Raw genomic sequence first — 13,626 nt, 5'->3', positions numbered from 1 at the left:
CCTATAACTGGCACTTATCAGTATCTTTTAAACGAGTACGGCCGGTAAAACTTAGCGAAATAGCAAGCCCTTTTAGGCTTGCTTTTTTGTACTCAGGGCAATAGATAAAAGTGCCGTTATTAAAGCCCATAGGGGTGCCATTAGGCCTAAAAGTAATAGCATGTCGAGGGTAGGTGAGTTGATCTAGCCTGTTAATTGCCTCTAGCTCAAGGATGACTGTATCACTACTATCAAGCACACCAATTTCATTATTGTCTACAAATACGGTGAGTGATTTGTGCCAGTAGTCCTTGTTACAGTGATTATCTTTTAGAGCACAAAATGTTATGAATGCATCGTTGGTTTGTGCATTATGACGGCTTATCCCCAGCGCACGCCTAATCTCTTGCATTTTGTTTTCTAGGCGATTTTTGGCAAGCAAAGGGGTATATTCAAACAACGCTATATTAAGAAGAATAGCTAAAACAGACAACACAACTAAGCTTTCTATAAGTGTTGTGCCTTTTAATTTCCACCAATACGTTTTTGTCTCCATCCGTGAAGATCTCATTTATTATAGTTTCTTCAACTATATTCATGTCCCTTTATTGGTGTCAAATAAGTTGCTTAATTACAGCTTTTAGTCGTATTCCCATTATATAAAGCAGTCCCAGATTTGAATACTGTAAGCTCTTTATTGTTATCTCCGTCTGCTTTTGAAGGGCAATAGATAAAAGCGCCAGCAGTTGTTGTGATCATCCCGCTTGTATCAAAGATTAATGAACTGCCACCTGAAAATTGGAGCCTACTGCTAGTTGGAAGCTCTTTCATTACTCTGAGAATTTTATCGTTTTGAGCAGGGTTGTAGACACCGTTTTGATTAGCATCATAAAATACAAATACAGTGCCTTCCTGCCAGTTATTTGAACAAGTAACGCGACTATTATTTTCAATGTTAGTGGTACTTCCTGCGCACACAACAACTAAAGAGTCAGAGCTGGTGGCTTTGGCTCTTGCGAAACTAATATTACGTTTTAATTCTTGAAGATAGCTTTCAGCACGATCTTTTTCGAGTAGGTCAGAACTATCCCACAATGCGATGACAGCGATAATACCCACTATTGTGATAGTGACCATGAGCTCTAAAAGCGTAAAACCTTGTTGTGATGATTTCATTGTTGTCTCTATTATCAAACGCCTCATTTAATAATATCATGATTGCTGGTTTAATCACCGAAATTCATAGCTTTGTTTGCCATCAGAGTCGGTATTGTCTAAAATCGAGGCAATTAAGAAATAAAAAGTAACCCAAAAAATGAAAAAAATTGAAGCAATCATAAAACCATTTAAGCTTGATGATGTTCGTGAAGCATTATCAGAAGTGGGTATCACAGGGATGACAGTAAGCGAAGTTAAAGGCTTTGGTCGTCAGAAGGGGCATACAGAGCTTTATCGTGGTGCTGAGTACATGGTTGATTTTTTACCGAAAGTAAAACTAGATATCGTGCTCGCCGATGAAGATGTTGATAGAGCAATTGATGTTATCGTTAAAACGTCACAAACAGGTAAAATTGGCGATGGTAAAATTTTTGTTACTGACGTTGAGCGTGTAGTTCGTATTCGTACTGCTGAAGAAGATGAAGACGCGATTTAATATAAAACTCGCAAATATTAAAAAAGGCGCCAAAGGGCGCCTTTTTAGTTTTCAATCAATTTGAACGATTATTCGCTTCTCGCGTTGCTTTAGCGTGTTCACTTAGCTCAGGTAAGCCAAGTTTGTCGTAGCTTTTTACCATGATCTCAAGCGCTTGATCTAAGTAGCTACTTTGTGAGTAATGCTCGACCACATATTTACCACGGTTTGCAGCCGCAAGGTACGCCTCACGTTCATAATAGTATTGCGCTACTTTTAATTCGTAACGTGCCATTTTATTTAACAACCATACCAAACGTTTTTTAGCTTCAGGGGCATATGCGCTATCAGGGAAACGCTTTAGTAATGTTGATAAGTCAGTAAATGCAACACGCGTACGATTTGCGTCTCTGTCAGCGCGGTCTACACCAAAATATTCCTGAAATGCATTTTCATCCGCTTTAATATTAACTAAGCCACGCATGTAATACATGTAATCTAAGTCTTTGTGGTTTGGATTAAGGCGAATAAAGCGGTCAATAGTTGCCAGTGCCTGCTCGGTATTACCTGATTGATAATGTGCATACACTAAGTCCATTTGCACTTGTTTTGACAAAGGGCCAAATGGATAGCGTGAATCAATTGCACTTAAAAGTTCAATTGCACGGGCATAAAGACCCGAGTCTAATGTTTCTTTTGCATCTTCGTATAAAGCTTGCGCAGATTTATTAGGAACCCGTTGTATATCTTCTTGATCAGGTGCTGATGAACAGGCACCTAAACCAAGTAATGAAACTGAAAAAACTATGGCGAACGCACGTTTCCCTATTTTATTTATCATTTTATTTATTACCTTTGATGTCTTCGGCTAGGCCAAGTGAGGAAAACCGAGTAAACTATACGTATTAAAGCGATTCTAACCCAGTCGAGCAAAGCTTGCACTGGTAAATTGGGTAAAGTTACTAATGTCAGAGCAAATTTCTCTCCAAGCCGAGGTTCCAATAGACCTTGGCGGTAAACGTCTAGACCAAGTATTGGCACAATTGTTCCCTGATTATTCTCGTTCACGTATAAAAACGTGGATTTTAGATGATAAAATAACCGTTAACGGTGAAATATTAAACACACCGCGTGAAAAACTACTCGGTGGCGAAATGGTCAGTGTTGAAACAACCATCGAAGCTCCGCGCGAGTACGAAGCACAAAATATCAAATTAAACATCGTTTATGAAGACGATGATATTTTAGTGATCAATAAACCAATGGGGTTAGTTGTTCACCCTGGTGCAGGTAATCCTGATGGCACCGTATTGAATGCATTGTTACACCATTACCCTGATATCATTAATGTGCCTCGTGCTGGTATTGTGCACCGTTTAGATAAAGACACCACAGGTTTAATGGTGGTAGCAAAGACAATTCCTGCGCAAACACATTTGGTATCTGCTTTACAAAAGCGTGAAAACTTCACCCGTGAATATGAAGCAATTTGTAATGGTTCAATGACAGCAGGTGGCATGGTTGAAAAACCAATTGGCCGTCATGCAACTAAACGAACTCATATGGCCGTGCATGAAATGGGTAAACCCGCGGTTACTCACTATCGGGTTGCAGAAAAATTTAGAGCACATACACGCTTACGTTTACGCTTAGAAACCGGTCGTACTCACCAAATCCGTGTACACATGGCTTATTTGAATCACCCGCTAGTGGGCGATCAACTATACGGAGGCCGTCCACGTCCACCTAAAGGGGCAACACCTGAGCTATTTCAAATGCTTCGTGAGTTTAAGCGCCAAGCCTTGCATGCAGTTAAGCTGTCAATTGCTCACCCGATCACTGGCGAGATGATGACATGGCAGGCACCGATTCCTGATGATATGGCTGCGATGACAGAAGCTTTACGCGCAGACACCAAAGCAAACCCAAATATCGAGTTTTAATCGTTATGATCACACCAGCATGGGCTGCCCCAATAACAATTAGCGCACTGAGTACTACTCGCAAGGGCGGTGTTTCTGTTGCACCTTTTGATAGTTTTAATGTGGGGTTACATGTTGGTGATGATGAGCAGGCCGTGCTTGCAAATCGAGAGCTGCTAACAAATCAGTTGCCAAATCCTGCTGTGTGGTTAAATCAAATTCATAGCAGTGACGTCGTGGTGATTGATGAAGACAGTGACTTAAACCAAGTCCGCTCTGCTGACGCGCTTTATACTCGTGTAGCAAAACAGCCGCTTGCGATAATGACCGCGGATTGCTTACCCGTATTACTTTGCTCAACCACCGGTGATGAAATAGCAGCAGTGCATGGTGGTTGGCGTGGTTTAGCCCAAGGTATATTGGCAAACACTATTGCACATTTTAAAGCTAAACCAAGCGATATTATTGCTTGGTTTGGTCCTGCCATTGGCCCTTCAGAATTTGAAGTAGGGCAAGAAGTAAAAGCATGCTTTTGTGAGCTAAATGCTAACCATCAACATGCATTTACGCCTAGAGGTGATAAATATTTAGCTGATATTTATTTACTTGCTCGCCAGCAATTAGCGCAATTAGGCGTGGTAAATATTTTTGGTGGCGAGCACTGTACTGTTAGTGATAAGTCACAGTTTTTCTCATATCGCCGCGATGGCGAAACAGGGCGTATGGCAAGTTTGATCTGGCGCAATTAATACCACTTTTTTGCGATTAAATTATCGTCTCTTACTTGAACAAATCATTAAGCATACCCATTAATTAAGCAATTAGATTTTTTAATAGGTAAACCCTTATGCGTTTAGATAGATTTACAAGTAAATTTCAATCTGCGCTTTCAGATGCGCAGTCATTAGCACTTGGGCGCGATCATCAATTTATTGAGCCAGTACACTTGATGTATTCTTTGCTTCAGCAAAATGGCTCGAGTGTGCGTGCGCTGTTAGCCCAGGCAGGCGTGAGTGCTGATGAATTAAACACCAAGTTATCGCAAGAAATCGAAAAACTATTTAAAGTTGAAGGCATTGGCGGCGATGTTCAACTATCAAATAACATGGTTTCGTTGATAAACCTGTGTGATAAATACGCGCAAAAACGTAAAGATAAATTTATCTCAAGTGAGCTATTTGTTCTTGCAGCATGCGAAGACAAAGGTCCACTAGGTGATATTTTTAAAGCACTTAATATTACTTCGAGTAAAATTGAAGCAGCAATCGAGGCTATTCGTGGTGGCCAAAAAGTCGATGACCCTAATGCTGAAGAAACTCGTCAGGCATTAAAAAAATTCACAATCGATCTCACTGAGCGCGCAGAGCAAGGCAAGCTAGACCCTGTTATTGGCCGCGATGATGAGATACGCCGCACGATTCAGGTATTACAACGTCGTACCAAAAATAATCCTGTACTCATTGGTGAGCCAGGTGTGGGTAAAACTGCGATTGCCGAAGGCTTAGCGCAACGCATCATTAATGGTGAAGTGCCTGAGGGGCTAAAGAGCAAACGCGTTTTATCGCTTGATTTAGGTGCCTTGGTCGCAGGCGCTAAATACCGTGGTGAATTTGAAGAGCGTTTAAAATCAGTACTGAATGAACTTGCTAAAGAAGAAGGCCAAGTGATCCTCTTTATTGATGAAATTCATACCATGGTGGGCGCAGGTAAAACAGATGGTGCCATGGATGCAGGTAACATGTTAAAACCTGCTCTTGCACGTGGTGAGCTTCACTGTGTGGGTGCGACGACCCTCGATGAGTATCGTCAATACATCGAAAAAGATGCAGCACTTGAGCGTCGTTTTCAAAAAGTGTTTGTTGATGAGCCATCAGTTGAAGATACCATCGCGATTTTACGTGGCTTAAAAGAGCGTTATGAGTTACATCACTCAGTTGATATTACCGATCCGGCCATCGTTGCTGCAGCGCAGTTATCACATCGTTACATTAGCGATCGTCAATTGCCTGATAAAGCGATTGACCTCATTGATGAAGCAGGCTCGTCGATTCGTTTGCAAATTGACTCAAAGCCAGAATCTTTAGATAAGCTAGAGCGTCGTATTATTCAGTTAAAGTTGGAAGATAATGCCCTTGCGAAAGAAAAAGATGAAGCGAGCCAAAAACGCCGCACAGAAATGCAAGAGCTGATCACTGAACTTGAAGCCCAATACCGCGAACTAGACGAAGTGTGGAATGCCGAGAAGGCCTCACTGCAAGGCACGCAAGTGATTAAAGCTGAGCTTGAACAGGCACGTCTTGATTTAGATGTGGCACGTCGTGCCAGCGATTTACAGCGCATGTCAGAACTTCAATATGGCCGTATTCCTGAACTTGAGCGTAAACTGGACCTTGCATCGCAAGCGGAAATGCAAGAAATGAGCTTACTCAAAAACCAAGTTGGTGAAGATGAAATCGCGGAAATTTTATCGCGTTGGACAGGTATTCCTGTATCGAAAATGCTGCAAGGTGAGCGCGAAAAGCTACTGCAAATGGAAGATCAATTGCATCATAAAGTAATTGGTCAAGATGAAGCGGTTGTAGCTGTGGCGAATGCCATTCGCCGTTCTCGCGCAGGGCTTGCTGATCCAAATCGTCCAATTGGTTCATTCTTATTTTTAGGCCCAACAGGGGTGGGTAAAACTGAGCTGACTAAAGCGTTGGCTAGTTTTATGTTTGATACTGAGGATGCCATGGTGCGCATCGATATGTCAGAGTTTATGGAAAAACACTCTGTTGCACGTTTAGTGGGGGCGCCTCCAGGCTATGTAGGTTATGAAGAGGGGGGCTATTTAACCGAAGCCGTGCGTCGTCGTCCGTATTCAGTTATTTTACTGGATGAGGTTGAAAAAGCGCACCCTGATGTATTTAACATCTTACTACAAGTTCTTGATGATGGCCGCTTAACGGATGGTCAGGGTCGTACCGTTGACTTTAAAAATACAGTTATCATTATGACCTCTAACTTAGGCTCGGACATTATCCAAGAGCAAGCAGGTTCAAATGACTATGCGACCTTAAAAGAAAAAGTGATGGGCGTTTTAGTGAGTCAGTTCCGTCCAGAGTTTATTAACCGTATTGATGAAACGGTAGTATTCCATCCACTTGCCAATGAGCACATTAAAGAAATCGCTGATATTCAATTAAGTAAGCTTCGTGAGCGTTTAACTGAAAAAGGCTATCTGCTTGAAGTGACCGATGCGGCCCTAGAGGGCATTGCTGCAAGTGGCTTTGATCCGGTTTATGGGGCAAGGCCTTTAAAACGCGCTATTCAACATACTATTGAAAACCCGTTGGCGCAGCGCTTATTAGCTGGAGATTATCAGCCAGGTGCCATCATTCATATTGATGCCGATGAAAATGGATTGGTTTTTTCTAATCGCTAAATTAACCGCACGTAAAAAAGCCGCATCAATTTGATGCGGCTTTGTTTTTATCAATATATTTTATACTTTAAAAGTTAACAGCATATCGTTCACTTTACGTGAGCCCTCAACAAGGCCCGCAGCATCTTTTGCTACGTTGTAGCTTAGCTTTAAGTTTTCTTCGCTGTGTCCTTTGATGCTGTCTACATTGGTACGAATATCAACACTGACCACTTGTTGCTCTTCCGCAGCAGTTGAAATCTCTGTTGCAAGGCTAGAGATCTCATCAATTTGTGCAAAAATGCTCGCAAGCTCGGTTTGTGTATGTGTAGTCGTGCTTACACAGCTATCAGCTTGCTCTTTAGTTGATTGCATTACTTTTGACCAACTGAATAAAGTATCTTGAATTTCTTTGATTGAGCTGTGAATTTGTGACGTAGCATTTTGAGTTCGAGATGAAAGAGCTCGTACCTCATCGGCTACCACAGCAAAGCCTCGGCCATGCTCGCCAGCACGGGCCGCTTCTATCGCTGCATTAAGTGCTAATAAGTTGGTTTGCTCTGCAATACCTTCAATCTCACTCATAACTTGGCCAATTTTATCCGCCTCACTAGCAAGGGAGTTAGCTGTTGTAGCAGCTTGTTCAACTTGATTTGCAAGTGCAGACACCATACCGCTGTTATCTTCTATGTGCAGCTTAATGTCATTACAACTTTGATAAGTCGTATTAACTTTCTCTGCTGTGTGGTGTGTATTTGCAGATATTTCACCAATAGTTGCACTCATCTGCGTCATTGCTGTTGCAATATCGCCCAAGCGTTGACCTTGGGCTGCAATCCCTTGCTCAGTCAACGAAGACTGCCTATCTAAGTTTGTAGCAATATCTTTAAATGAATAGGTCGAATCTTTAATACGGCCAAGAACCGTACGCAGTTTTGCTGATAACATTTGCTGATTATAGGCTGCAACGCTAAATGGATGAGCGCCTGAATACACATAACGAGACACAGAGTCAAACTCAGCACGCTGTTTTTTAAGCTCTGTTGGGGTCACGATTAGCTCGTCATAATTAAGAGCAACAAGAAATACTGTAACCATAAAAGAGATCGCCGCAATGACTGCTGATGTCATCAAGCCAAGCGTAACAATACTCACAGCTGCGATGACAATAGAAATGAGTTGTCGCAATGAAATATTTTCACGAAAAGATGAAATAGATTTACCATTATTTATTTTTTCGTATAGTGCCATGGCTCGTGTTTTGAGCTCTTCTGATGGTTTTGTACGTACTGATTGATAGCCAACTAATTGCCCGTGTTCATAAATAGGGGTTACGAATGCATCAACCCAATAATATCGACCATCTTTACAGCGGTTTTTCACCATGCCTCGCCATGAGTGACCCTGTTTGAGCTTTTCCCACATCTCCTTAAATGCAGCTTTTGGCATATCTGGGTGTCTAACCATGTTGTGATTTTTACCTAGCAGTTCTTCCTCGCTATAGCCTGCTATGGTGCAAAACTCTTTGTTTACGTAGGTGATTACCCCACGTAAATCGGTTGTTGAGACAAGCTCTTGATGTTCAGAGTAGGTTACTTCCTGATTGATTGTTTCTTGACCACGACGCATTTTAGTCCTTGAAATGTACTTTTTTACTATGTGCGGATTATAGTCTCAGAAAAATGTAAGGGAAGAGTAACTATGTTAATTAAGTGAAACTTTGAATTATTTCATATAAATATTGATCTAGAACAATGTCTTGTCTGAAAACATGTGTTTATGGCTTAACCAAAAGGTCGTAATTGAAATAAATTTTATTGGCATGAGGTCTCATTATTGATTAGCGAAACAATTTCGCATCAATGAAGTGCTATCAAAGCAATTGTATTATAGTTATCTGAATGGCAAGATGATGACTAAGTGATGGAGTTGTCAGGGTATCGACATTAATTACAGTTGCATGGATAGAGATTCTAATTTTTCTCTTGAGAATTTATATTCTGCCCCCATACACTTGGGATTAAAGCCACGTGGCTCGAGGAAGCATTTTTGATAAAACATGATTTAAACAAAACGCTACAAGCGTTATCGGCACACTATCCAACCGCAATTAATGGGATTAAACGTGGCATCGAGCGAGAAGCATTAAGGATCAAACCTAACGGTGTTATTTCAAAGAAGGGGCATCCGCAAGGAGTAGGGTGCGCACTGACCAATGATCATATAACTACAGATTTTTCAGAATCTTTATTAGAGTTTATTACGCCAGTCAGTACCTCACCTGAGCAAACATTAGCGCAGCTTAAAGATTTACAGAAGTTTACCTTGTCTCAAATGGGTGACGAATTGTTATGGCCTATTAGTATGCCATGCTTTATTGATAACCAAGATGACATTGTGCTGGCGCAATTTGGTGACTCAAATATCGGTCGCATGAAAACACTCTACCGTGAAGGGCTTAAAAATCGTTACGGTAGTATGATGCAAGCCATTGCAGGTGTGCATTTTAATATTTCCTTCCCTGACACGTTATGGCAGGGACTACATGAGCTAAGTGATAGCACAAAGGACTTAGCAGATTTTATATCTGATGGTTACTTAGGTTTAATCCGTAATTTTAAACGCGAACTTTGGTTAATTAGCTATTTATTTGGTGCCTCCCCTGCATTATGTCACTCTTTTCTTCAAGGGCGTCAAACTGAGCTGCCATTTAAAAAGTTAGGTAAAGGTACACTTTACTTAGAGGTTGGCACCGCTTTACGTCTTGGTGATTTGGGCTATACAAACAGCGCACAATCTTCTTTACGTGTGATGTACAACTCGTTAGATGAGTACGTTGCTGGTTTAAAAGAAGCCATTAATACACCATCAAATATTTATAATCATATTGATGATTACACCAGCGAAACACCAAAACAGTTGAATAAAAACATTCTCCAAATCGAAAATGAATTCTACTCACCGATTAGGCCTAAACGAAATGCTGCCAGTGGAGAAACCCCTACGGATGCTTTGCTACGAGGTGGAATTGAATACATTGAAGTACGTGCCTTAGATGTCAATCCATTTAGTGAAACGGGTATCGACTTACAACAGATCCACTTTTTAGATGTATTTTTAACTTATTGCTTATTAAGTGATTCCCCTGCGATGGACTGGCAGGAGCAAAGTCTCAGTACTAAAAACCTTGATGCCGTAGTAAACGAGGGACGTAGTCCTGATTTGCAACTGTTAAAGCAAGGTGAGTCAGTAAGCTTGACGACGTGGGCAACGTCAATATTCGATAAACTAAAGTCGGTGGCGCACTATATGGATGCTGCCTATGGCGTAAGTTATTACAGTGAAACAGTGGCAACGCTTGCGGCCTGGGTTAGTGAGCCAAATAAAACATTTTCAGGACGATACATTGATATATTAGCAAACACTAACCAAGATAATGGTGAGTTTGCATTAACACTTGCACAGCAATATAAGCAAAGTCACCTAGGCGCTGATTATCAATTTTACGATGAGGCTTTTTTAACTGAGCAAGCATCTAAGTCGGTAGCAAAAGAGCGCGAAGTAAAAGCAGAAGATAATGTGTCTTTCACTGCATTTTTAGATGATTACTTTGCAAAGGTGAAGTAAATTTTAGACATAAAAAAACGCAGCCTAGGGAGAGGCTGCGTCAAAGATTCTTCAGGGATGAAACAATGCTATACTGCTGCATTCATAAGTTCAGACTGACCCACTAAAAAAAAGTTCAGCGAGATACATAAAAAAATGAAAAAAAGTTTAATTATTTTATCGCTGGCCGCATCTTTGGCTGGTTGTGCTACTGCTCCACCTGAGCAACCCCATGATATTTGTAAGATTTTCGAAGAAAAGCCTGATTGGTATTATGATGCTCGCGATGCTCAAGAAAAGTGGGGATCGCCAAAACATGTATTAATGAGCATGATGTATCAGGAAAGCTCGTTTCGTCATGATGCAACACCACCTATGGAATACTTTCTGTGGATCATCCCAATTGGTCGTGTAAGCTCAGCCTATGGTTACTCACAAGCAAAAACACCAACATGGTCAGACTATATTCGTGAAACCAATAACAGTGGTGCAGATAGAGATGATTTCGATGATGCCATTGATTTTATGGCGTGGTTTGTTTATAAAACACATAAAGTAAATGGTGTTTCAAAGTGGGACGCTTACGCGCAGTACCTTAATTATCATGAAGGGTGGGGCGGTTATAAACGTGGTACGTATAAAAAGAAAAAATGGTTGATGAGTGTGGCAAATAAAGTTAAGCATCGAGCAAGTCGTTATGGTGCACAACTTAGAAAATGCGAAGATGAGTTGGATAAAAACTGGTTTGAGCGCTTGTTTAGTTAGCAGTTATTTAGTTAAAAACCCACAAAAATGTGGGTTTTTTAATGATAAATTATTTGCCAGGAAATTGGTGAATGTGTACATCCCGTTGCGGAAACGGAATAGTGATATCCGCTGCATCAAAAGCAATTTTTACTTTTTCATACAAGCCAAAATACACTGGCCAGTAATTCTCTGAGTTAACCCACGCCCATACCAGCATACCAATATGACTATCGCCATGTTGACTAACATGTACCACCGGCTTTTTCGCATCTTGATCTTTTAGTACTAATTCATAGTCATTCAACACACCCATAAGCACTTCTCGCGCCTTATGAACATCATCGCCATAACTAATACCAAACTCTATATCAACACGGCGTGTAGGCTCTGCAAATTTGTTTTTGACACAGCCATTAGATAAAGCGCCATTTGGAATGATTATTTTTTCATTATCATAAGTAAGTAGCACAGTGACAAAAATTTGAATCTCAACAACTTTCCCCATATAACCTTGTGCTTCAATAACATCACCGACTTTAAACGGTTTAAAGAATAAAATCAGAACACCACCTGCAAAATTAGCTAAACTACCTTGCAGTGCCATACCAACGGCTAAGCCTGCAGCACCTAACATAGCGATGAATGAGGTGGTTTCGATGCCGATCATAGAGGCAACAGAAATCAGCAAGAGTATTTTTAAAATGACTGAAATAAATGACACTAAAAAGTGTGTGAGCCCAGCTTCAAATTTTACTCTGTTCATTGATTTTTCGGCCATGTTGGCGATGCGGCCAATCAACCACCACCCTATAACCAAGACTAAAATAGCTAAAATAAATTTTGGCCCATATAACATGAGTAATTCGATAGCTTGGTTATATACTTTTTCGATTGAAATATCGTCCATTGTTGCTCCATGTAAATAAACTTAACCGGACACAATACTAGACGAATTAACATGAAAGTGTGTTCTTTAGCAGAAAAATGTGAAACTTCAGAGGCGCTAATATGCGTAATAAAAAAGGAGTAGCAAGCTACTCCTTTTCTTATTCTTGAATACGTTTACTGGGGATTACTTTAACCAGTTTTACCATATTTTCTTTAACTTCTAATACTTCGATAGGGTAGCCCGCAATACGCAAACTTAAGTTAGCATCTGGAATATCTTCAAGGTATTCTACAATTAAACCACTTAAAGTTTTTGGCCCATCTATAGGGAGCTCCCAGTTCATTTCTTTATTTAAGTCACGAATATTAGCGCCACCATCGACAAGTACAGAACCATCGTCTTGCTCTGTTACTTCTTCACTTGGCGTACGGGTTTGCGTTGTTGTGAAATCTCCAACCACTTCTTCTAAGATATCTTCAAGTGTCACGAGACCTTGAATATCACCATATTCATCTACAACTAGACCAATTCGCTCTTTTGATTGTTGGAATTTTAAAAGTTGTGTATTGAGTGATGTCCCTTCAGGAATAAAGTAAATCTCACGAACGGCACGTAATAGTGAAGGCTTATCAAATTGCTCTTTTGTTAACAGGCGTAGGGCATCACGCGAATGAATGAAGCCTACTGCATCGTCAATTTGGTCTCTATAAAGCAGTACACGCGTGTGTTGTGCATGTGTTAATTGGCGACTGATAAGCTTCCAATCATCATTGATATCAATTGCAACAATCTCATTTCGTGGGATCATGATATCTTCTACGGTGACTTGCTCTAAATCTAAAATAGATGTCAGCATGCTTTGATGGCGAGCAGGAAGCAGGGCCCCTGATTCATTTACCACCGTTTTTAGCTCTTCTTTGCTTAGGCTGTGCTCTTCAATTTGTGCCGTGGTAATGCCAAATAGGCGCAACATACCATTGGTCATCCAGTTAACGATAACGACAAACGGAAATAGTATTTTTAATAGCCCTTTAAGGATGATAGAGCTTGGAAAAGCGACCTTCTCAGGATAGAGCGCTGCGAGTGTTTTAGGGGTCACTTCAGCAAAAATAAGCACAACAAGCGTTAATACGCCGGTGGCAATAGCAATACCCAAGTCACCATACAGGCGAATTCCTATAATCGTAGCGACTTGAGCCGCTGCGATATTAACGAGGTTATTTCCGATTAAGATCAGACCAATTAGTCTATCAGGACGGCTTAACAGTTTACTGACGCGTTTCGCTGCACGGTGATCTTCTTTTGCTAAATGGCGCAAGCGAATACGGTTAATTGACATAATTCCAGTTTCAGAACCAGAAAAATAAGCAGAAATAAGTATCAATAATCCCAATACAATAAACAGGGTACTAGTCGATATGTCGTCCAACGATGGATCCTTTTTTTA

General features: G+C 40.8%; 12 protein-coding genes. 6 read left to right on the top strand and 6 right to left on the bottom strand.

Going from position 1 to position 13,626, the window contains the following annotated elements; translation table 11 throughout:
- Position 1 precedes the first annotated feature (1 nt).
- Together L3V41_RS10105 and L3V41_RS10100 are read right to left on the bottom strand one after the other, a co-directional pair.
- The gene (locus tag L3V41_RS10105; RefSeq protein WP_062570522.1) at positions 2–535 is read right to left on the bottom strand and encodes a GspH/FimT family pseudopilin; all 534 of its coding nucleotides are present in this window, start codon (positions 533–535) and stop codon (positions 2–4) included.
- A gap of 71 nt (positions 536–606) precedes the next feature.
- On the bottom strand, positions 607–1,155 hold the full coding sequence (locus tag L3V41_RS10100; RefSeq protein WP_062570523.1) for a GspH/FimT family pseudopilin: 549 nt from the start codon (positions 1,153–1,155) through the stop codon (positions 607–609).
- Positions 1,156–1,294: 139 nt separating this feature from the next.
- On the opposite strand from L3V41_RS10100, the gene glnB reads away from it, so the two are divergent.
- Positions 1,295–1,633: a nitrogen regulatory protein P-II gene (glnB, locus tag L3V41_RS10095; protein WP_062570524.1), complete on the top strand. Its 339-nt coding sequence runs from the start codon at positions 1,295–1,297 to the stop codon at positions 1,631–1,633.
- 55 nt (positions 1,634–1,688) lie between these two features.
- On the opposite strand, the gene L3V41_RS10090 is transcribed toward glnB, so the two are convergent.
- Positions 1,689–2,453 carry an outer membrane protein assembly factor BamD gene (locus tag L3V41_RS10090; RefSeq protein ID WP_062570525.1) on the bottom strand — a complete coding sequence of 255 codons (765 nt, stop codon included), beginning with the start codon at positions 2,451–2,453 and terminating at the stop codon, positions 1,689–1,691.
- Positions 2,454–2,577: 124 nt separating this feature from the next.
- On the opposite strand from L3V41_RS10090, the gene rluD reads away from it, so the two are divergent.
- From rluD to clpB, 3 genes are all read left to right on the top strand, one after another.
- On the top strand, positions 2,578–3,555 hold the full coding sequence (rluD, locus tag L3V41_RS10085) for a 23S rRNA pseudouridine(1911/1915/1917) synthase RluD (protein ID WP_062570526.1): 978 nt from the start codon (positions 2,578–2,580) through the stop codon (positions 3,553–3,555).
- A 5-nt stretch (positions 3,556–3,560) separates the two neighbouring features.
- Positions 3,561–4,283, top strand: coding sequence for a peptidoglycan editing factor PgeF (gene pgeF, locus L3V41_RS10080; RefSeq protein ID WP_237127654.1), 723 nt, complete (start codon positions 3,561–3,563; stop codon positions 4,281–4,283).
- Positions 4,284–4,381: 98 nt separating this feature from the next.
- On the top strand, positions 4,382–6,958 hold the full coding sequence (gene clpB, locus L3V41_RS10075; protein WP_130151258.1) for an ATP-dependent chaperone ClpB: 2,577 nt from the start codon (positions 4,382–4,384) through the stop codon (positions 6,956–6,958).
- 60 nt (positions 6,959–7,018) lie between these two features.
- Here the strand turns inward: clpB and L3V41_RS10070 are convergent, their stop codons facing one another.
- Positions 7,019–8,566, bottom strand: coding sequence for a PAS domain-containing methyl-accepting chemotaxis protein (locus L3V41_RS10070; protein ID WP_193988578.1), 1,548 nt, complete (start codon positions 8,564–8,566; stop codon positions 7,019–7,021).
- A 420-nt stretch (positions 8,567–8,986) separates the two neighbouring features.
- Between L3V41_RS10070 and gshA the strand changes: the two genes are divergently transcribed.
- Entirely contained in the window at positions 8,987–10,564 is a 1,578-nt protein-coding gene (gene gshA, locus L3V41_RS10065; protein WP_237127653.1) for a glutamate--cysteine ligase, read from the top strand.
- 135 nt (positions 10,565–10,699) lie between these two features.
- The gene (locus tag L3V41_RS10060) at positions 10,700–11,308 is read left to right on the top strand and encodes a transglycosylase SLT domain-containing protein (protein WP_062570531.1); all 609 of its coding nucleotides are present in this window, start codon (positions 10,700–10,702) and stop codon (positions 11,306–11,308) included.
- Between the two features lie 49 nt (positions 11,309–11,357).
- Here L3V41_RS10060 and L3V41_RS10055 read toward each other — a convergent pair whose 3' ends face one another.
- Complete coding sequence (locus L3V41_RS10055; RefSeq protein WP_062570532.1) at positions 11,358–12,197, bottom strand: mechanosensitive ion channel domain-containing protein; 840 nt, start codon at positions 12,195–12,197, stop codon at positions 11,358–11,360.
- 139 nt (positions 12,198–12,336) lie between these two features.
- Positions 12,337–13,608: a CNNM domain-containing protein gene (locus L3V41_RS10050; protein ID WP_083515358.1), complete on the bottom strand. Its 1,272-nt coding sequence runs from the start codon at positions 13,606–13,608 to the stop codon at positions 12,337–12,339.
- Positions 13,609–13,626: the final 18 nt, after the last annotated feature.

This window comes from Pseudoalteromonas sp. L21 (assembly GCF_021728035.1).
In the GTDB taxonomy this organism is placed as follows: Bacteria; Pseudomonadota; Gammaproteobacteria; order Enterobacterales; family Alteromonadaceae; genus Pseudoalteromonas; species Pseudoalteromonas arabiensis.
The sequence above is the reverse complement of the archived record's forward strand: the minus strand, read 5'-3'. Positions and strand labels throughout refer to the sequence as shown.